The sequence below is a fragment of the Carboxylicivirga sp. genome, assembly GCF_982718395.1.
The window spans coordinates 1-21,238 of record NZ_CEXQWX010000021.1 but is presented as its reverse complement, the minus strand read 5'-3'; the positions used below and the strand labels follow the sequence as shown (position 1 = coordinate 21,238).

The 21,238-nt window shown below is 36.7% G+C and carries 13 protein-coding genes; 5 read left to right on the top strand and 8 right to left on the bottom strand.

Features of this window, described 5'->3' with window-relative positions:
• Positions 1 to 236: 236 nt before the first annotated feature.
• Positions 237 to 3,071 carry a triple tyrosine motif-containing protein gene (locus AC4MRQ_RS06365; protein WP_491196821.1) on the top strand — a complete coding sequence of 945 codons (2,835 nt, stop codon included), beginning with the start codon at positions 237 to 239 and terminating at the stop codon, positions 3,069 to 3,071.
• 15 nt (positions 3,072 to 3,086) lie between these two features.
• Here AC4MRQ_RS06365 and AC4MRQ_RS06360 read toward each other — a convergent pair whose 3' ends face one another.
• The 4 genes from AC4MRQ_RS06360 to AC4MRQ_RS06345 form a co-directional block, all read right to left on the bottom strand.
• A complete protein-coding gene (locus AC4MRQ_RS06360) occupies positions 3,087 to 4,598 on the bottom strand; it encodes a sulfatase (protein WP_491196820.1) in 1,512 nt (503 codons plus the stop codon).
• A gap of 171 nt (positions 4,599 to 4,769) precedes the next feature.
• Complete coding sequence (locus AC4MRQ_RS06355; protein WP_491196819.1) at positions 4,770 to 5,984, bottom strand: Pycsar system effector family protein; 1,215 nt, start codon at positions 5,982 to 5,984, stop codon at positions 4,770 to 4,772.
• Positions 5,985 to 6,005: 21 nt separating this feature from the next.
• The gene (gene ppk1 / locus AC4MRQ_RS06350; RefSeq protein ID WP_491196818.1) at positions 6,006 to 7,994 is read right to left on the bottom strand and encodes a polyphosphate kinase 1; all 1,989 of its coding nucleotides are present in this window, start codon (positions 7,992 to 7,994) and stop codon (positions 6,006 to 6,008) included.
• A gap of 89 nt (positions 7,995 to 8,083) precedes the next feature.
• Entirely contained in the window at positions 8,084 to 10,453 is a 2,370-nt protein-coding gene (locus AC4MRQ_RS06345) for a GAF domain-containing protein (protein ID WP_491196817.1), read from the bottom strand.
• A 259-nt stretch (positions 10,454 to 10,712) separates the two neighbouring features.
• Here AC4MRQ_RS06345 and AC4MRQ_RS06340 point away from each other — a divergent pair, with 259 nt between their 5' ends.
• From AC4MRQ_RS06340 to menB, 3 genes are read left to right on the top strand one after another with little or no spacing between them, the layout of a single operon-like run.
• A complete protein-coding gene (locus AC4MRQ_RS06340) occupies positions 10,713 to 11,792 on the top strand; it encodes an isochorismate synthase (protein ID WP_491196816.1) in 1,080 nt (359 codons plus the stop codon).
• Between the two features lie 13 nt (positions 11,793 to 11,805).
• Positions 11,806 to 13,497 (top strand): 2-succinyl-5-enolpyruvyl-6-hydroxy-3-cyclohexene-1-carboxylic-acid synthase, encoded by a 1,692-nt coding sequence (gene menD, locus AC4MRQ_RS06335; protein WP_491196815.1) that lies wholly within the window; start codon positions 11,806 to 11,808, stop codon positions 13,495 to 13,497.
• Positions 13,494 to 14,315: a 1,4-dihydroxy-2-naphthoyl-CoA synthase gene (gene menB, locus AC4MRQ_RS06330; RefSeq protein WP_491196814.1), complete on the top strand. Its 822-nt coding sequence runs from the start codon at positions 13,494 to 13,496 to the stop codon at positions 14,313 to 14,315. The genes menD and menB overlap by 4 nt, the downstream gene beginning before the upstream one ends.
• Before the next feature lie 200 nt (positions 14,316 to 14,515).
• Here menB and AC4MRQ_RS06325 read toward each other — a convergent pair whose 3' ends face one another.
• The gene (locus AC4MRQ_RS06325; protein ID WP_491196813.1) at positions 14,516 to 15,154 is read right to left on the bottom strand and encodes a LysE family translocator; all 639 of its coding nucleotides are present in this window, start codon (positions 15,152 to 15,154) and stop codon (positions 14,516 to 14,518) included.
• A gap of 509 nt (positions 15,155 to 15,663) precedes the next feature.
• Here AC4MRQ_RS06325 and AC4MRQ_RS06320 point away from each other — a divergent pair.
• On the top strand, positions 15,664 to 17,913 hold the full coding sequence (locus AC4MRQ_RS06320; protein WP_491196812.1) for an inorganic phosphate transporter: 2,250 nt from the start codon (positions 15,664 to 15,666) through the stop codon (positions 17,911 to 17,913).
• A gap of 202 nt (positions 17,914 to 18,115) precedes the next feature.
• Here AC4MRQ_RS06320 and AC4MRQ_RS06315 read toward each other — a convergent pair whose 3' ends face one another.
• The 3 genes from AC4MRQ_RS06315 to AC4MRQ_RS06305 all read right to left on the bottom strand — a co-directional run.
• On the bottom strand, positions 18,116 to 18,379 hold the full coding sequence (locus AC4MRQ_RS06315) for a hypothetical protein (protein WP_491196811.1): 264 nt from the start codon (positions 18,377 to 18,379) through the stop codon (positions 18,116 to 18,118).
• A gap of 488 nt (positions 18,380 to 18,867) precedes the next feature.
• Complete coding sequence (locus AC4MRQ_RS06310; RefSeq protein ID WP_491196810.1) at positions 18,868 to 20,013, bottom strand: hypothetical protein; 1,146 nt, start codon at positions 20,011 to 20,013, stop codon at positions 18,868 to 18,870.
• Between the two features lie 427 nt (positions 20,014 to 20,440).
• A partial coding sequence (locus AC4MRQ_RS06305; RefSeq protein WP_491196809.1) for a bile acid:sodium symporter family protein occupies positions 20,441 to 21,238 on the bottom strand: 798 nt, incomplete at its 5' end.

Below are 21,238 nucleotides of genomic sequence, written 5' to 3'. Positions count from 1 at the left end.
GTTTTTACAAATCTCATATACAGCAATATAACAAATTTACATTATAACATATCATTTTCATAATAGTGTATTTTTTATTCGTGATAGTGAGTGATATTTCGCGGTAATTTAGATATATGAAAACAATGTTTAGGTAAATTATCGATGAATAATGAAAAATTGTTAATTTTGGTTTAACAGCAATATAAAAGGGTAAGCAAGTTCTACTGTATAATCTTTCAAATTTTCTTTTTACGATGTCAGAGCCATCATTCAAGCAACTCCGATTTATCATTTTAAGTATTCAATTATTCCTTATTAATGGCATTACTCTGGTATACTCTCAGTCTTTGTTAAGTTTTTCAAAAAACGATTATAAAGCAGCCAGTCAAAACTGGTCTGTTCAATGCGATGCATCCGGTTATGTGTATTTTGCCAACAGTAGCGGACTTCTTCAATTTGATGGTGTTAGCTGGCAGCTCTATTCTTCTCCTAATGGATCTATAATAAGAGCTGTTGCTACAGATGACGAGAAAATTTATTCTGGTGGCTATCGCGAAATAGGTTATTGGGAACGCAGTAAGGACGGTGAATTAGCTTACTTCTCGCTAACAGATAGTGTTCAATCACAATTTGAAACAAATGAAGAATTTTGGAATATCTTCACTAATAGAAATCAAACTGTTTTTCACTCTTTTGCTGGTATATATATATACGAGAATAACCGTTTTACAATTATTAAAACAGGTGGCTTTTTTAATTTTGCCACGCAAATTAATAATACCATTTACGTATCTATCTTTGAAGAGGGCATTTATCGATTAGAAGGTAAACAACTGGTTCCTTTTATTAAAAACAAATTCCTAAAGGATAAATACGTTCGTTTTATTGCTCATGGTAAAGAACCAGGCACTCTATATATTGGAACAGAATCTAACGGCCTTTATGTTTATGATTCCATTACTCAAAAGTTTAAGGTTTTAATACCTGAACTTCAATCTTTCTTTACCAATAATAAGATCAACCATGGCAAAGTGACGCCGACAGGCGACATCATTATTGGTACTATCCTGGATGGAATAAAATCTTTTAGTCCCGAAGGAAAGATCAAATTTCACTATAATAAAAAAAATGGATTACCAAGTAATACTGTTCTTGGCATTAGCTATGATAGTTTTAATAATATTTGGCTGGCGCTGGACGCAGGTATTAAAGTTATTTCATCATCACAGGAAAATTCTTACGAGTTATTTGAGGAAAAAGACATGGGTGCAGTATATAGCGGTGCCTTATTTAATGGTCAACTATATCTCGGAACCAATCAGGGTTTATACTATAAGAACCTTAAAAATCAAGCTAATTCTTTCAAACTAATAGAAGGCACCCAAGGGCAGGTATGGGATTGCAGAATTATCGATAAAACACTGTTTATTGGGCATAATTCAGGAACGCATACGGATGATGGAACTAACTTCACGAAACTGTCTTCATATTCTGGTGCCTATAACATAAAACAGCACCCCCACCATCCTGATGTTTTGGTTCAGGGAACTTATAACGATCTGATGGTATACAAAAGATCTTCACAAGGTTGGAAAGTATCAAATATTGTCAATGGATTTAATAATCTCGTCCGATTTATTGAGTTTGATCACTTAGGTAACTTATGGGCCACTCACTTTTATGGTGGTCTTTATAAAATTCGTCTGGATGATGAACTAAGAAATGTGGAGTCGATTGTTCACTATGATCATATCAATCAAGAGAAGTACAACAGGGGGCATATGCGTGCATTTAAAGTAGAAAATCAAATGGTCATCACCAGTGGCCATCAGTTGTACACTTACGATGACCTTCATGACTCAATTGTACCATACCCGCATTTAAATAAGGCTGTTGGTAAGTTGCAGAATGCCACCCGAATTGTGGCAGGCCCCAATCATCATTATTGGTTTATCAGTACGGAAGGAATGGGGTATTTCAAGATATATGGTAGTGAGGTGGAAATGATAAACTATTACCCTGCTAATATCTTTAACAATCATTTAATCCCGGGGCATGAAAACGTTGTGTCTTTAAATGACAGTACCGCCATGGTATGCCTCGAAAATGGTTATGCCTTGCTTCATTTAAAGAACAGCAATCAAGGAGAGGTCATAATGAAACATCAATTGACATTACGACAAATTGTTGTAGAAAATCGCAAAGGTGAGTCTTTTCCTATTGATATAACGAGAAGCGGGATTGATTTGCCACATAGCTTGAATAACGTATATCTTCGATACTCCTTTCCTTTGTTTAATGAGGAAATCTTCAAATTTCAGTATAAGGTTGATGGTTTATCGGACAATTGGTCCGATCTCACTGAGCAACCGATCATTCAACTAACCCGAATACCGGCTGGTGAATATACTGTACATATTAAAGCTGTTAACAATTGGCTGAAATCGTCGCAAACGCACCAAATGAAGCTAAAGATTCGTTCTCCATGGTATCAAACCGCACCTGCCATTGCTTGTTATCTAATCATGGTTATTGCCTTAATGATGGGACTTAAGCATATAACGAGTCGAAAAATTAAATTGAAGGAAAAGCGAAAACGTGAAGAAAAAGAGAAAGAACTTATTCAGCTAAAGAATGAAAAGCTTAGTTCTGAACTATCTTATAAAAGTCAGAAACTTGCAAGCTCGGCTATGAGTATCATCAAAAAGAATGAATTCCTTCTTTCCTTAAAAGCAAAAATTAAAAAGCACAAGGAAATCCTTGGTGTTCGCTACCCTGATAAGTATTACCAGGATATAATTGATAAAATTGATGATAATATCTCAGGACAGGATGATTGGCAGATTTTTGAAGCTAATTTCGAACAAGCCCACGAGACCTTTCTGAAAACCATGAAAAGCCAGTACCCAAACCTTACTCCCAGCGACCTGCGCCTGTGTGCATATTTACGGATAAACCTGACCTCCAAAGATATTGCTCCATTGTTAGGCATTACCGTCAGAGGCGTGGAAAACCATCGTTATCGCCTTCGTAAAAAACTGGACCTCTCAGCAGATGATAATTTAATTGACTTTATAATTAACATGTAGATGAGTTTTCTTTCACTATAACCAAGGCACCAGTTCCCCGGTTTCCTTCCAATATGGACGGCAAGCCTCCACTTCTTGCAAATAATTCCTTAACTCATTAGCTAATTCAATAACTATTTGAGGTTCCTCATCTGCTTTATTATTCTGTTCTCCAATATCGGCTGTCAGGTCATATAGTTCGTTGTGACCATCATGATAAAAATGAATCAGCTTCCAGTTACCTTTTCGAATAATACTATAGGGCTCCACATCGTAAAAGTTTGGGTAATGCCATATCAATGCCCGGTCTCTCCAAGTGTGCTTTTTGTCTTTTATCAATGGTAAGAAACTTTGAGTATCATCTATTGGCACTACATAGTCTTCAGCTTTTGCCCATTCCACTATACTTGCATATACATCCTGAATAGCAATCGGATGATTATTACGCATTGCTTTCTTCGTTACACCCGGCCATTTTACAATCATTGGCACACGGATCCCTCCTTCATAAGGTGTTACCTTATGTCCTCTCAATGGCAGATTGCGAGTCATCTGACTTGGTGCTCCATTATCGCTGATAAAGACAATGATTGTTTCGTCTTCAATACCTAAATCTTCGAGTTTATCCATTATTGCCCCCAGCGAATGATCCATACCTTCTACCATGGATGCGTGGTTAGCCAATAATTCTGGCAATCCTGCATCCAGATACTTTTGTACAAATCTTCTGTCTGCCTCCCAAGGGGCATGAATGCCATAATGCGACATATGCAAAAAGAAGGGTTGTCCCATTTCAACGGCTTTCTCAATTGCCCGATTGGCTTCATGAGTTAGTACATCGGTTAAATTAATCTCCTGACCATGATACTTTTCAAGGTGAGGTACATCCCAAACATCCATCCCTTTGCGCCAGACTGCACTGAAATTTTTATCTCCATGATAACTACCAGGTCCTCCGGCTGCATGCCCTGCAATATTCAAGTCAAATCCAATATTAAGCGGATCGGCACCAGGTGTATCTTTAGCACCAAAATGCGCCTTCCCTATATGCATGGTATAATATCCTGCCTTTTTTAGTACTTCTGGTAAACAGGATTCCCAATAAAATGATCGTCCAAGTTCATTATCAGACGATAAACCATTAAGGTTCCAATCAGCATTTTTGAGGGTTTTATGTTCTCTTTCCGGCGATTTATCTTTAAAAAGCGTCCAGCACGTTACATTATGTCGCGCCGGATTAGTTCCGGTAATTAAACTAACACGCGAAGGTGAGCAAATGGCACTGGCATAGGCTTGAGTAAAGATCATGCCTTTATCGGCCAGGCGTTCCATATTTGGTGTTTTAAAACGGTCGTTAAGTTCTGTGCGCTCATTATGAAATGGAACAGATGTTTCCTGCCATCCCATATCATCAACAAGAAAAATAATGATATTGGGTTGACTACTTTTTGATTGGCTTAATACATTTTGAGGCATACAAATAAACATCGATACGATAGCTAACATTAAGAGATGCCTTAAATAATTTCGTTCTATTAGAAGTATCATATTACTCTTATCTTAAAACCTCGTAAATAGCAGCACACTACTCAAAAGACAAAATACTAAGCCTTATTCTTTTAAAAAACCTCCACCATCGATCATCTATTTTGTATAAAAATTGTTTTTTGCACCTTATTTCTTACTTAACACCGTTCATTTTCATTGTCATTCAATCATTTACGCACCACTTTGATGAAGCAGCAAGATGCTAACTATAAAGGCAATAATTGAGATACATAGCCCACTAACAAAAGTGATATAGCCAAATCTAAGATACGTGTATTTCTTGTTGAGTACTCTACCCAAGTGGTATAAGTCACGCGTTAAGCTTTTATACAGGTAATCTTTGTCTTGCATCAATTCACCCACTCCCCACTCAAAGTCTTTTTGTTCCATGTTATGAAAATTCCCAAAAAAGATTAGGTTTCCACGTTTATTACTGACATCATCACGTGTCATTAAGCCATGGGTAGTACGTGGTATGGTTGATATAATGGATATAATAACTGTAGCAATACTAAATATCACCAATGTAAGAGCCGGGATAAGCAAATATGCGTTATTATCTAGTTTCGGAAATAAGGTTGATAAAACGATTGAGATAATAATACCATTTACACTCAGTAGTGTATTCGCCTTATCATCAGCTATTCGGCTTAGGTTTAGGTGGTTCCGCAATGTTACCCTGAACATCGTTTCAATACCTTTATCTGGTTTTTCAGCACTACCTTTTTTCTTCTTTTTTTTCTTTTCAACACTTTTCTCCAGTTCACTAATAGTTAAGATTCCTTTTTCAGATAAAGCATTTAGCCGATCCCGATTTTTCTCCTTACCCTCCTGGTAATTTTCTTTGGCATATGAGGTATAAAACTCATGGTCATCAAAAAACACAAGGCAATCATCAATCCACTCCTGGGGTGATTTATCTTTTTTAGCAATTATTTCTTTATACAGATTGAGGAATTGAACTCTTATGTAACTGTTGTTCTTCAGATGAGATAAATCGGCATCCTTTAATGCCATCTCATAAATGTCAGACGGTGTAACCCCCAACTTGGTACATAGGATTAGTCTTTCAACCAATTGAATCGACTCTTCAGGATATTTCTTTTCTTCCAACACTTCACGTGCAAAAGCAGCAGATTTGACCTCATGCCCTTTAATTTCCTCACAAGCTGTTGCATCGTGAAATAGAGCTGCCAATTGCAAACTTTCCAAATTGCGTTCTGACACCTCAGGGGTGTTTGCTCCAATTTCAGTCACCGAGCTTAACACATTAAGGGTGTGCTCCCAATTATGGAAGCTATGTTCATTTTCCTGGTGCTTCTTAATTTTATTTTCAGCAATTGGCAGACATTCCGATACCAGAAGTGTCCATGAAGAATTGTCCATATATACTTAGATTATTTGCAATTACAATTTACTAACTAATTCGTACAAATAGGCTTGCGAAGGTAGTTTATTATCGCCCTCAACATATTCGTTGTTCATCTCGCGGTTGATTTGTCTTGCTTTTTGACCATCATTTAATTGATATTGAATTTGTTTCAAAAGCAGATCTTTAGCTTTTTCATCCCAAACAGGGAATGCAATCTCAACCCGCGAAGATAAATTCCTGGTCATCCAGTCCGCTGATGCCAAGTAAACTTCACTCTCATCGAACCAAAGAATCCTTGCATGTTCAAGGTATTTATCAATCACACTAACGATCTTCACATTCTGACGTTGAACTTCATTCTGAGCTTGATAACAACAAATGCCTCTGATAACCATTTGAAACTTAACACCCTTATCTGCAGCCTTACAAATTTTGTCAATCATGTCCGGATCTTCCAGACTATTTAATTTTATAAAGAGTGTTTGATCTTCACCAGTCTTAACCCGCTTCATTGCTTTATCTATGGCATCATTTATTTTGTTTCTTAAGGTAAACGGTGCTACCAATAAGTGTTTAAACGATGGTTCATAACTGGTATCCATCAAGAATTTAAATACTTCATCTAAATCAGTGGTATAACGACTATCTGCTGTTAATATACCATGATCTGCATATATCCGCGCCGTTTTCTCATTTAAATTACCTGTGCCTAGATAAGCGTAAAACTGTTTTCCCTCACCCTCACTTCTTTTAATCAGGAATGTTTTTGCATGTACCTTTAATTCTCCAATACCATACTTAACCTGTGCCCCGGCCTGCTCCAAGCGTTCACCCCAATAAATGTTTGATTCTTCATCAAAGCGAGCCAAAACCTCCGATAATACAAACACTTTCTTTCCTGCCAAAGCCGCTTTCTCAAGTGCAATACCTATTTCAGAATTATTACTAACCCGATATAAGGTGGTGTAAATCTCCTCTACCTCAGGATCGTTGGCTGCCATTTTCAGAAAGTCGGTGACATAGTCAAATTTTTGATACGGGAAGCTTAAGAATATATTCTTTTCCTTGACTGACCTGAACCAATCATTGCTTTCATCCAGAGTCTTAACACATAAACTTTGCTCAGCCTCATTGTATAAGTGAGGTTTATCCGAAAATGCAGGGAAAGCAAAGAAATCGTAATAATTGTGATACATTCCTCCGGGAATTAAACTGGTCATATCCAGGTCAAGCTTTTTCCTGAGTCTATTAATGTATTTAAAAGGGATGTTTTCGTTAAACAAAAGACGTGAAGGCAAACCTGAATCCCTCTTTTTCAGGCTCTTTTTTATCTTTTTAACAATACTCTCTTCTTGTTCTTCATCAATGTATAGTTCAGCGTCGCGCGATATCTTAAAAGCATATACTTCGGCTGACTCTCCGACTATCTTGTGAATGTTATATCGACAAATATCATCCAACTGTACAATTTTCGTGTCGCTGGCACTATTACTAAGTGTGATAAAACGTCCCCACTTCTCATAGTCTAACTCAAGCAAATAATGCTTATCCGCAGCAACAATATAATGGTAAATAGCCTGATTCTTCAGGTGTAATGACTCCTCACCGCTGATATCCAATAAACTTACCTTGCCCTTTATATGATTATCAAAGTACTTCTCAAGCATTACTTGATCAACAGTGCTAATATCACGACATAAAAAGTGAATACCTTCACTGGCCAGTTCTGCCACAATATTCTCGTAAAACAACTTACCCAATATGGTTTGCTGTTCACTAACAATATTATTGATTTGCTGTAATATATAGGATGGTCGGTATCCAAATTTGTTACGTTTATCACCTTTGTATTTTTGAGCAAAGCGATGACTTGCCACGCGAACTTTATAAAACTCTTCGAGATTAGATGAAAAAATAGCAACAAACTTCAGGCGTTCCATGAGTGGCACATTCTTACTGGCAATTTCCTGCAATATCCTTCCGTTAAAAGCCAACCAGCTAAGGTCTCTATCAATGTACTTCATCGTTTAAAATCATTTTATCGATGCAATGTGCTAAAAAAAATGGAAATTCTACGTAACTATTTGTGCCTTCATCCTTAAACTATGTATCATTATTTTGCGACTACCTCTTCGTATAAGTCTTCACTCCATTCTTTTTCGATCGTTCCATTAAAATCAACTTCAATCCTCAATGCTTTCAGACCTGATGCTCCCTTTAAATCTTCAAGTTCCAAGTCTTCAACATTGGATTTGATTAACCCTTGTGCTGCCATAAAATTAATATAGTGCTTGTACTCGGTTATTTCGTCGGCGTGAGAATAAACAATCGCAATTTTTCCTACTTGTGTTACCCTTTCACCAGTACCTTTCACCAAAGCTTTATCAATTCGCTTTTTGGTAATTTCGTAGCGAATATTGTAAGCACCGGCCACATCAAACTTCTTCTCATCCTGTCTGAATGCTATGCTAAGCGGATTAGAATGTACAAGTATTAGCTGCGTAATATCAAGTTTTGTCTTTAGTGATGGTTGCAAGTCCTTAACTTTACGTGCAACATTCACCATTACCAGAAGTTGCCATAAACGCAGATTTTTCAAGTAGATATCACTGTACTCCAAATTTTTCACCATAGACTGACCGATGTAGGCATTATATTCAATACCATCTGTCCGGTATTTTTCAAAATAATGTGGGAATACCCGTTGAGCCTTAACTTGTTCTTTATCTATGATTTCACTCACCTGGTCATTTATCATGGTCAAGCTATCCTCAAAATCTTTTCTTTTCTTATAAAGTACACCCAATTCAGGATCAAGCATGGCACAATAATCATCAATAATATCTCTAATCTCGGGATAACGTCCTTTCAGAAGCCTCAAAACCGGATCAATTTCCTTTTTCAAAAAATCAACAATTATTACTTCATCACCGGCTTTAAGCCCTTTTGAAACTGTCTTCAGGTGTGTTTCAATGGTGTAGCGCAAATCATTTAAGAGTGGCACATCACCTAACACTTCTTCTTGTTTAAGAATTTCTGTGGCTGCCGTTAGCTGTTCTTTTAAATCCTCTCGAATAGCATGATTTCGTTCTAGAGACGAACCACGTATATCTGATGCACCATAAATAGGAATCACATCGGGAAATACAATCGGATCTAACGTTGAACTTTCAGATTCTTTATTGATAAGCCTAGACGCAGCTTCCTGGAATCGCCACTCAACTGTTGGATGAATTGCAGTAAATTCCTCTTGAATCACCGATCGGATTAAATCCCCCCAATCTTCTTTGGATCGTTTCATGGCGAGTGCAAACACAGGAAACAGGTCATATAACAATTTCAATTGCACCATTGTAATACCACCCGGGGTTTTACAACCAAACTCGAGCATACCCATAACCTCTCCTTCCAAAACAAGTGGAACCACAGCATGACTTCGAATACCTTTGGCTAAAAAAGCATCGATTACATTATTCTTTTCTTCTTGCTCGAAATCAGAAGTTAGCACAATGCGTTGTTCAACAAAGGCCTTTTCATACATGGTTCCTTGGTAGTCATGGCAGTCGAGTACCTCACGTGATATGATGGTATTCCATATGAAATTTTGATTCATTTTGGTCTCGAAACCATAATTGGCTGCCATACCAAACTCTGCGTGAGGATTTTCAATCAAGGTTCTGATCTTATCCCGTATTCTCAGATAGCCTTCTTTAGAGATAATCGTTTCTTTCCTGATTAATTCTGATTTTAGTTCAGAAATAACGTGGTCGCGCGTAACATCATAATAGGTAAACTGTAAGAATCCTCTAAACTCAAATTTTTCGAGTGGGATAATGCTATTCCAGAGATCCAGATCATGATCATTATCAAATAGTAACTTTATTTCGTCGTTTGTCAACGGTTTAACCTTACCTCTGGTTTTTATCTCCAGATAGTTAGAATTAAATCGTTTATTAAAGAACTTGACCTGCCCTGTTTTTTCATTCGTTCTTTTCAACGTAAATGGTAAGTCAATTGGGATATCCAGTTTGAAATAACGCTCAAGAATAATGAAATAGGCCTGGTATAAAATTGTCACCATTATCTGATTGGCATCTAACTGCTTAGCCATCTCAATAGACATATGATCTCCGCCCAAATGCTTTTCAAAAGCACTTGTTGAATGAATCACAGTATTCATATCAAATGGCTTCCAGGCAGCACTTATGTCCAGTTTATCCAACAAAGGATTGAATGTAAAAAGCATAAGTTGTTTCACCAGGTACTGATGTTTATCCAGGACATCTTCCTTCACTTCATCAGCAACCAACTCCGGGATCTTATTCACTTCTGACAACACATTATTAGCCAAATCCTGCATGGCATGACTATCGTCTTTTCCAATCGCTTCAATTTCCTTAATAAGACTCTGAAAGCTTAATTGTGTTTTGAAAGGTATCTTGCAAATATTGCAATTTATCTTATTGAAATCCTTATTTACCATCTCCCCATTTTAGTATCAAAAATCTGAATAATTACTAATTTATACACTAAATATTGTATGAAACCACAATATTCATCTATCAAGCGCCTTGTTTTTATAATAGAACAAATATCGTAATTATTAGTTGAGTGATAAAAAAACCATTTTCGAAGTATGCCCCGTAATCAATCTGAAATTACCCGAACCTAAAAATACTGGTTGTATGAAATTATTTTTGCCTAATATTATATCTTTGGTGCCTACATTTTAAGGTTGGGACGTGAAAAAGGAACTAGAAAAAATTATAGACAATATAAGCTTTGATGCTATAGTTTTATATCGTCTGCCATATTATACAGAAAACCATCTAATTATCGGGAACAGTGAAAAAATTTATAATGGTATAAATGAAAACCACCTGATGAGTAAAGGTTTTGTGTTCGAACCATTTGACAATACAGTATCTTATGGCCTTTTCATCAACGAGTCCTATGCCTTAACATTTGATAAACTCGATAAATCAACTAAAAAGCTCTTAACGCCTCACTTTGAGATCGATTACAGTGAACCTTTGATACACATCGATAATCAGGAATCGTATAAGAAACACTTTAAACAGATGCTGGATGCCATCGATCAAGGTAATATTGATAAAGTGATTTTATCCAGAATTATTAAAGGACCAGAGCTAAAGAATGAGCAAGTATTTGACTTATTTGAATATTTAACGGATCAATACCCTCATGCCTTTGTTTATATCATTAAGACTCCCGAAGACGGACTGTGGTTAGGCGCAGGCCCGGAATTATTGCTCAAGCATCATGAACAAAAGTTATCAACCGTATCATTGGCAGGTACCGTTGCTAATTCTGAAGAAAGCCATTGGAGTGATAAGGAAATCAATGAACAAAAGCTTGTTACGAAGTTTATTGAAAATGTTTTGGTACATCATCAAACTGATAATATCGAATACAGCGAAACGCAAACAATTCCAGCGGGACAAATAAAGCACCTGTGCACTACTTTCAACTTTGAGATTCAGAAGGTCAATGGCAACCATATTGGTTTGTTATATGATTTGCATCCAACACCAGCTGTTTGCGGATTGCCTAAAGAAGAATCGTTTAATGTCATTAAAGAAACAGAGCAACACGACCGTCGTTTTTACTCAGGTTTTCTTGGTCCGGTTGATGCCGGTAATTATACATTCTATGTTAATATCAGGTGCCTTAACGCAATCAACAACGCCACTCTGCTCTATGTTGGCGGTGGGCTAACTAAAGATAGCGAAGCTGAAAAAGAATGGAATGAAACAGAGTTAAAAGCCCAAACCTTATTATCTGCTCTTAAAAATATATAACCTCCTTACACACATGAGTAAAGCAGTTTCTGATAAAAAAGTTGTTAAATCGTTAATTGATATATGTATTGCCGAAGGTCTGAGAGAAGTAGTTATATCTCCGGGATCGCGTAACGCACCTCTAACACTTACATTTAATTCGCATGAAGAATTTGAATGCTTCAGCATAGTTGATGAACGGAGTGCCGGATTTTTTGCATTAGGCATTGCACAACAAACAGGCCGACCTGTTGCATTGGTATGCACCAGTGGTTCTGCCTTATTGAACTATGCTCCTGCTATTTCTGAAGCATATTACCAAAACATTCCTTTGGTAGTAATTAGTGCTGACCGACCGATGGAGTGGATTGATCAGGCAGATGGACAAACTATTAGGCAAGTTGGTGCCCTGGATAACTTTGTTAAGTATAGCTGTCAGTTACCAACTTCTAAAAATGCAAGTTCCTGGTATGTCAACCGATTGGTGAGTGAAGCCTTTTATCACTGTTTGCATAAGCAGGCTGGTCCTGTACATATCAATGTGCCCTTAGCTGAACCACTATACGGAAAAACAGTTCATCCGCAAGAAAAACAACGACAGATTAATCAGATACTATCCTGTAGATCAATAGAAAAAGAGGCTATTACAGCACTTAGCGAAGAATGGGTAAAATATGACAAAGTAATACTCGTCGTAGGTCTTCATAAACCTAATGAACGGCTTCAGGCTATCATTAACATTTTATCTGAAATGGAACAAGTGGTTGTACTAACAGAAACCACTTCAAATGTATCGGGAGACAGAATTATCTGTGGTATTGATAAAGTTGTGTCAACAATTATGGAAGAAGAAGCACACATCTATAAACCATCACTGTTAATCACTTTTGATGGAGCTGTTGTGTCGAAGATGTTAAAGACATTCCTCCGTAGTTACCCTGCAAAAGCGCATTGGCACATTAGCTTGAGTAACCGCCATATGGATACCTATCAGCAGTTATCAAGTTCAATTGAAGCTGATCCGGTGGAGTTTTTCGAACAACTTATTCCTCATATCGCTTCAATCAAAAGTCGCTATCGTTCAACGTGGCTTAAAAGAGCTGAACGATCTGAACAACATCATTCTGAATACCTGATGAAAAGCGGTTGGAATGATCTAAAAGCATTCTCACAAATTGCTCATAAGCTTCCTGAAGACTGGCAGGTACAATGGGGCAATAGTTCAGCCGTTCGTTATGCCCAACTGTTTACTCCATTATATAACAAGGATGCCTTTTGCAACAGAGGAACCAGTGGTATTGATGGAAGCGTAAGCACAGCGGTTGGAGCCTCATATATTACCCAAAAGCCAACTTTGCTGGTTGTTGGTGACCTATCGTTTTTATATGATAGTAATGGCTTATGGAACAATTATCTGAAATCAAACCTTCGCATTATTGTGATTAATAATGGAGGTGGTGGTATTTTTCGTTTTATTCCCGGGCCATCTGATTCTGATGAATTAGAAGCCTACTTCGAGGCTTCTCATCAATTAAATGTGCGCCCCCTAGCCGAAATGTATGGGTTAAAATACTTATATGCAGATAATGAGCAAATGATGAACGATTGTCTGCAAGAATTGTTTTCTGATAGTGAAAGACCAATTATATTAGAGGTTAAAACACCTGCTAAGGAAAATGCAGGTGTCCTTAAATCTTATTTTAAACGACTAAAAGAAGAATTATGAGCCAACGCAACTGGACCTCAGTAAAGGAATATGAAGATATTAAATTTGATTATTTCGAAGGGATTGGAAAAATTACCATTAACCGCCCTCGTGTTTACAACGCTTTTCGTCCTCAAACAGTAAAGGAATTAATTGATGCATTTGATATTTGTCGCGAACGTCAGGATATTGGCGTAATCGTCCTTACGGGTGAAGGTGATAAAGCATTTTGTTCGGGTGGTGACCAAAATGTAAAAGGCCATGGTGGATATATTGATGAAGGTGGTGTACCTCGTCTTAACGTGCTTGACCTCCATAAACGAATTCGTTCTATGCCTAAACCAGTCGTTGCCATGGTGAATGGTTATGCCATTGGAGGTGGACATGTGCTTCATGTAGTATGTGACTTAACCATCGCATCTAATAACGCCATTTTCGGACAAAGCGGGCCTAAGGTTGGTAGTTTCGATGGTGGCTTCGGTTCATCATACTTGGCGCGTCATGTCGGCCAAAAGAAAGCACGCGAGATTTGGTTCCTGTGCAAGCAATATACAGCTAAAGAGGCAGAAGACATGGGATTGGTTAATACTGTGGTGCCATTGGAGCAATTAGAGGATACAACTGTAGAATGGTGTAAAATAATGCTTCAACGTAGTCCGATGGCTTTACGTATGATCAAACGTGGCTTAAATGCTGAATTGGATGGTCAGACAGGTATTATGGAAATGGCCGGAGATGCAACTCTGATGTTCTACCTGATGGAAGAAGCACAGGAAGGTAAAAATGCATTTTTAGAAAAACGAAATCCAGATTTCCAGCAATTTCCGAAGTTCCCGTAATGAAAAATTATATGAGTATTAAGAGCGTGACTTTTGGGTTGCGCTTTTTTTATATTCCAAAGTTCTCTTCTGCATCGTAATCTTTATACGGTTCTCTGAGATAAAATGCAATACTTGTTGGTATAGTCTAAAGTATGAATTATTTTAAAGGCGGTCGGTACTTGGATTAGAAACGATAGTTTCTGATTAACTGCTTGGTGTTATACGATGTACTCTTTGGCAATCCATACAGAAAAAGCTACAATTACCAAAACAATAATTGTACTACCGGCAATTTTGTTGATCCAGAAAAGACGACGTAAATTAATCTTTGAACGAAACAGGTTAACCAGCGAACTTAAAATTAACCACCAGCTAGCAGCACCAACCATTACTCCACTAATCAATAAGAGGTTATCAATTGGAGTATTCTCCTTTCCAACTACTCTAAAACCGGCAAAGAATGCCATAAAAAGAAAAACAGCAAGGGGATTTGCCACCGTCAGAGCAAATGTTGAAAAGAAATCCTGTATTAAACTGGTGCTTTTTCTCTTTTGTCTTCGGAGTTGGATGGCTGGATTAGTTGTATATATTTTTAATCCCAGTGAGATTAATATGAGGGCACCTATTATTTGAATCCATAACAACTGCGATTCAATAAAACCAACAATAAAAGAAAGGCTAAATCCTGCAATAACAGCGTAAATAGTATCGGAAAGAGCAGCACCTAAACCAGATACAAACCCTGACAGGTGTCCTTTATTAAGTGTCCTCTGCACCACCAATACTCCAATTGGTCCAAGTGGTATAGAAGCTGAGATTCCTATTACTAAGCCATCAAATATATTTCCAATCGTCATTCAAACTCCTTTTTTCAACCTCCATTTCCCTTCTCTTTAAACAAGTTAAGGTTCAAACGCAAGAATGTCAGGTTTATACTTTCTGTTTTAAAGTCCCGCAAAATTATAAAAACCTTTTATAGATAAAGCATATTAAATGATATTAACCTGATTTAGTGAATAACAATTACCGGACATGTAATCTTAATTAACAAACTTTCAGCAATACTTATCCGCATTTTGGGTTATAATTGAATTAATTTTTATGACCTAACAAGGTGTTTTCATCTTTATTTAAAATAATAATGGCTTATTTATCATGATTACAACCGCGAAAGATACCGTCCTATTCATCTATATACCTGCACTTAAGCAAAATCACCTTACAACTTGGTAAGTCTTTAAGAAAAAATTAACTTGACCCGAGTTAACACAAACTTAACATTCGCTTAATTTTAAATCAACTTTATAGTGCAGGTGACTAAGTATGTTTGCCTCGCGAAAAAAGAACAAACAAATAACTATTTCTGATGGAAAACATTTATTTAATTCTGGTCATTGTTTTATTTGCTCTGGCCATTTCTGATCTGATAGTGGGCGTTAGTAATGACGCTGTTAACTTCCTAAACTCCGCCATCGGAGCAAAAGCCGCACCTTACAAATACATTATGATTGTTGCTGCCTTAGGTATCCTTTTCGGAGCAACCTTCTCCAGCGGTATGATGGAAGTAGCACGGAAAGGCATATTTAATCCGCAGTATTTCATCTTTTCCGAGATCATGATCATCTTCTTAGCGGTAATGATAACGGATGTGATACTTTTGGATGTGTTCAACACCTTTGGCATGCCTACATCCACCACTGTGTCCATTGTATTTGAAATACTTGGTGCTGCAGTTGCCGTTGCACTCATTAAAGTATCAAATAATCCTGATATGAACCTGAGTGAGTATATTAATACCGCAAAAGCGCTGGCTATTATTTCAGGTATACTTTTGTCAGTGGTTATTTCGTTTAGCGTTGGAGCAATCGTTCAATATATCACTCGTCTTATATTCTCATTTGATTACGCCAAGCGTTTAAACTATTTTGGTGCTATCTGGGGTCGTATCGCAATTACAGCAATTACATATTTTATTCTTGTAAAAGGTGCTAAAGGAGCTTCCTTTATGGACCCTTCTACCAAAGAATGGATTAAGGGTAATGGTTTAACCATTATTGCTATTAGTCTGGTTGGCTGGACTGTTTTACTTCAAATCCTTAAGTTGGTATTTAAAGTTGACATCCTTAAGATCATCGTGCTTGCAGGTACTTTTGCCTTAGCAATGGCCTTTGCAGGTAACGACTTGGTTAACTTTATTGGAGTTCCTCTGGCAGGTTTCGAATCATTTAAGATTTTCGCTGCAAGTGGAGACATTAACACCAGCATGGAAGCATTAGCAGGTAAAGTAAGCACACCTACATATATGCTTATTATTGCCGGTGCCGTAATGGTAATTACCCTATGGACCTCTAAGAAGGCGAAAGCTGTTGTTAAAACATCGCTTGACTTAAGTCGTCAGCAAGAAGGTGACGAACGCTTTGGGTCGTCATACTTTGCCCGTTCTATTGTGCGTGTAGCTATCAATACTTCGCACGCTGTAAGTTCTATCCTACCGGGGGCAGTTAACAGGGCTATTGATCGTCAGTTTGACTCAACAAACTATGATGAGCGCAGAAAAGAACTTGGAAATGAAGCGCCGGTATTTGATATGCTTAGAGCATCGGTTAACCTTGTGGTAGCGAGTATCCTTATTTCGATTGCTACAAATATGAAATTACCTTTATCAACTACTTATGTTACATTTATGGTAGCAATGGGTAGTTCATTGGCTGACCGTGCCTGGGGACGTGAAAGTGCTGTTTACCGTATTACAGGAGTATTATCAGTCATTGGAGGTTGGTTCTTCACTGCATTATCTGCATTCACTGTTGCTTTTGTTATGGCTATGCTTATCAGCATATTAGGTATCTGGTTTGTTGCAGTGTTAGTATTAATTGCTGTTTACGTTGTGTTCCGCACACATATCATCCACAAAAACAGCAAAAAAGAAGAGACTGAGATTGATGAATTTGAGATCGAAGAGGTTAATGGAGAAATATCAGTTGACAAAGTGCTGGAGAAGTGCACATATAGTGTTACTGATATCCTTAAAAAGGTATCTCAGATATATTCTCAGGCTATACATGACTTCGAAGCTGAAGATCGCAGAAGCTTAAAAGAGATTAATAAAGAGGTTAAAACGATTAACAAAAAGGCTAAAAAGCTTAAAGGAAACGTTTATCCTACAGTTAAGAAACTTCAGGAGCAGTCAATTGACTCGAGTTTGTATTATATCCAGGTAGTTGATTACTTACGAGAAGTTGCCCACTGCTTATCTTATATTACTCAGCCTGCATTTGAACACCTTGATAATAACCATAAGGTGTACTCAGAAGAGCAATTTGAGGAATTGAATGGCATCCGCGTAGATGTACAGGATTTCATGGCAAAAGCGATTAAAATCATTACACAGAAGGATTATGCAGTTCTGGACGAATTAACAGAACAACAGCAGGTTATTTTTGCGAAAATGAAAGACAATCGTAAAAAGCAACTGAAGCGTATCAAAAACGAAAAAGCAGGAACAAAAGTTAGTTTGCTATATTTGAATGCACTTCATGAAACACAAAATCTGATGCTTCACTTGGTTAACCTTGTAAAAGCCCAACGCGACTTTATTGATTTTCAATCGAAATAAAATAATAGAGATTTAATAAGAACTGTCACTAATGTTTTTAGTGGCAGTTTTTTTGTACTCATATTATCCTTAAATAGACATTAACGTTATTTTACCAATGCGACATTCATAAATTTGCTGTCGTTAATATGCATTAATGGCACTAATTTTTGTTGATGTCATTAATGAATCTTTATTGGTCTGCAGGAAACAAAGTACAGCATTAATGGATCTTTAAGCCTTCCCTGAAGCTTAAACAAGTCATTAATAAACCTTCACGACTTCCCTGAAAAGAAAACAAGCCATTAACAAACCAAAATGGCTTTGCTGAAGAAAACCACCCTTTGTATAAATCTTTACGCCTTCCTTCATTAAAACATAGCCGTAAACAAACATTAATGCCAATAATTAAAATGATAATTGTGGATGTATATTCACTCCAACCAATGGATGGAAAATGAAATAACACACAAAAAAGTTGCTGCATGCTACACCATTAAATCTGTTTAATATCAAACTTAGGTAAGCTTAAATAAAACTCTGCACCACCGTCTGAATGAATTAATTACCAACACATTGCGTTCACAACAATAGCCTTCTTCGTCAATTCTATTTATAAAACGATATCTTCCATCAATGAACTTTGGTAGCGCCATTGTTAGATTACTTTTTTATTAATGGTTTGTATTTTGGTAGGTTAATTGGCACCAGAAATAAATCATTTTCACTTTTGATGTAATTATCTATCCTTAACCAACAAAAAACTGACATCGCTAAAGAAAAGCTGATCTGACAACCCGCCAGTTATTATTTAAGTATAGGTTTATTACAATAATAAATTGAAGAAGCATATTGAGTGTTGGTGGACCATATAGTTGCACAATTAATCGTTGTAATCTTAAAATTGAATTGACAGGTACAAAAAAACCTAAGCCGTTAATGACTTAGGTCTTTAGTTCTATCTTTTCGATTGGTTTAAAATTGGAATTCCATTTGAAACCTGGTAATTATTTTATCTTGGCCGGCAATTTCATCACGATAAGTGACATCGCCCTGGAATTTAAAGTTATGACCAATTATGTACTTGCTTACGCCTAAAGTATAATCGGTTACTTCATCATGATACGCTGTTTCGTTAGGCTTTGTAAATGAATAACGTCCTGATAATTCCCAATTATTTTTAAATACATACCCGGTTTGAATGTTAGCTCCATATCCAGTATAGAAGGCAGCTTCAATATCACCATTATCGTCGTATACAAATTCATTATCATCTGTTACCGATCTGCTTCCTGCCTCAATCATTAATGAATATCCACTATATTTAAGAAGAAAATCACCACCAATATTTAATAGGTCAGCTTCGCCACCGATCACATTACCAACCTGCCCCCTATCCTTATAAGTATCTACATTATAGTTTACATAGCCTGCGAAAGCAATTTTTGGCGTTTCTTCACGCTTTAAATCAGCAGATTTATATAGACTTTTTGATTTGAATTCTCCCAAAGGCAGCACCTCTAATTTACCAGTTAAACTTACCCCAGGTGCATAATCATTATTTCTAATACCATCACCCGAAGTAACAGCCCAACGATCGTGTACAACTGCTTTACCAATGTTAAATTTATGGTGAAACTGAACACCAACATCCCTATCCAGTGTATAGTATTTGTTAAAGATTGAGCGATCAACCAATTGCATGTTGGCAGATGATACTACACGTTCCCTGTTGCCTGGTAGTTTTCCCTGACCAAACCATATCTGATAATTATCCTTTTTATATTTAAATATGGCATCCCGCACGTAACCACCAACTACGTCGTATTCAATTTTATAAATAAGGTTTTTATTAAGAAAGTAACCATCAAATTTTAAACGTGATCGTTTCGCCCATGCCTTATCTTCAAAATAAGGATCAGCACCAGCATTATCTAATCCATTCACAAAATCCCATCGCATCTGAACTCTGGTCCTGAACTTTAGATAAAAGCGATCATCATCAGTTTTAAACTGGATACCCTTTCCGATTTGTGCAGATAAATCATTAACTGTTTGTGCATTTGTGTTGCCAATACATACCAACACCATTAAAGCACTTAATAGTAAAATACCTTTCATTTTGTCCTGTGTGTAGTTCGTATTCTACCAGAAAAATTTCCCATATTTTTCTGGCTACTTGTTATCTTATTTTCCGAGTGCAAACGTATCGCTGAATTGTTATAGTAGGGTTAATTTGATGTTAAATTAATGTTACCTTTTCGCTACAATGATAATCAAATACTACTAATACCCAATTACATTATTAAAATAATTCCTTACTGTATCAATCAAGCGACACTCTCACTGCTATTCATTGACTTCTATAGATTAACAACTACTCCAACACCATATTAATGCTTCATATTCAAATAGGGAATTATACAACTTCTTACGTAATATTTCAATTCATCATTATAGCCCGAAATATATTCTTAATTTAATCTTCATTTAAACTAACAATTAATGAAAGAGAAGAATGAAGCAATGGAGATAATCTGCTTGATTATCATTTTTTATTGTCTAAATCCATCCTGAAGGATAAGAAAATCAAATAAAGTAAAACAAAGATGGCCAATCCTGCAGTTGGAATAGCAGCCTTTTGACCAAATAATGTGATAGCCGTTACAACTGCAAAACCGGAACTCTTTACCGTAAGCAACAAATTTTCTGACATCACTTTAACAGGATTTCGTTTTAACAACTGATTTAGTTTCTCATAAATCAATCCCAATACGAAATGCGATACAAACAATACGATGGCGACTTTATAAAGGATAGTCGGTTCACTAAAGAAAACCTTTCTGTTTATACCGACAGCAATAAAAATTAGTAAGGCAAAACCCCAATCAACCACCTTTCCCCTTATTTTATCAACTAACCTGAAGGGAATTGGCATCAACAAAAACCGTGATATTATCAATGGAATCACAATGGCTTTAAGCATTAACATAAACAAATCCCATGAAGCAATCCCTTCGTTACCAGTTATCCACCCCACTGCAAATGGTGTTACAAATACGGTACATAAAAATGATCCTAACACACCTTTAATCGAGTATTCCACATCTCCTTTTAAAATATAGGAAAAAGGGATGATTGCTACACCGGGTGGTGTTGTTGCAATCACCACAAAACCATAAAAAAGCTCTTTATCATCAATCAGTAAATATGCTAAACCAATCATTATTAGCGCATAAATGAAATAGTTCAATACCATACCTATCAACATAGGTTTTAGAAGAGTCTTAGGTGGGTATAAACTGGAAGTTCGAATATTGGTCATTGAAAATGTCATTACAATTGA

Excerpts from the sequence above, each read along its gene's own strand:
- AC4MRQ_RS06365 (WP_491196821.1), top strand. The coding sequence starts at position 237 with ATGTCAGAGCCATCATTCAAGCAACTCCGATTTATCATTTTAAGTATT.
- AC4MRQ_RS06360 (WP_491196820.1), bottom strand. The coding sequence starts at position 4,598 with ATGATACTTCTAATAGAACGAAATTATTTAAGGCATCTCTTAATGTTA.
- AC4MRQ_RS06355 (WP_491196819.1), bottom strand. The coding sequence starts at position 5,984 with ATGGACAATTCTTCATGGACACTTCTGGTATCGGAATGTCTGCCAATT.
- ppk1 (WP_491196818.1), bottom strand. The coding sequence starts at position 7,994 with ATGAAGTACATTGATAGAGACCTTAGCTGGTTGGCTTTTAACGGAAGG.
- AC4MRQ_RS06345 (WP_491196817.1), bottom strand. The coding sequence starts at position 10,453 with ATGGTAAATAAGGATTTCAATAAGATAAATTGCAATATTTGCAAGATA.
- menD (WP_491196815.1), top strand. The coding sequence starts at position 11,806 with ATGAGTAAAGCAGTTTCTGATAAAAAAGTTGTTAAATCGTTAATTGAT.
- menB (WP_491196814.1), top strand. The coding sequence starts at position 13,494 with ATGAGCCAACGCAACTGGACCTCAGTAAAGGAATATGAAGATATTAAA.
- AC4MRQ_RS06325 (WP_491196813.1), bottom strand. The coding sequence starts at position 15,154 with ATGACGATTGGAAATATATTTGATGGCTTAGTAATAGGAATCTCAGCT.
- AC4MRQ_RS06320 (WP_491196812.1), top strand. The coding sequence starts at position 15,664 with ATGGAAAACATTTATTTAATTCTGGTCATTGTTTTATTTGCTCTGGCC.
- AC4MRQ_RS06315 (WP_491196811.1), bottom strand. The coding sequence starts at position 18,379 with ATGCAGCAACTTTTTTGTGTGTTATTTCATTTTCCATCCATTGGTTGG.
- AC4MRQ_RS06310 (WP_491196810.1), bottom strand. The coding sequence starts at position 20,013 with ATGAAAGGTATTTTACTATTAAGTGCTTTAATGGTGTTGGTATGTATT.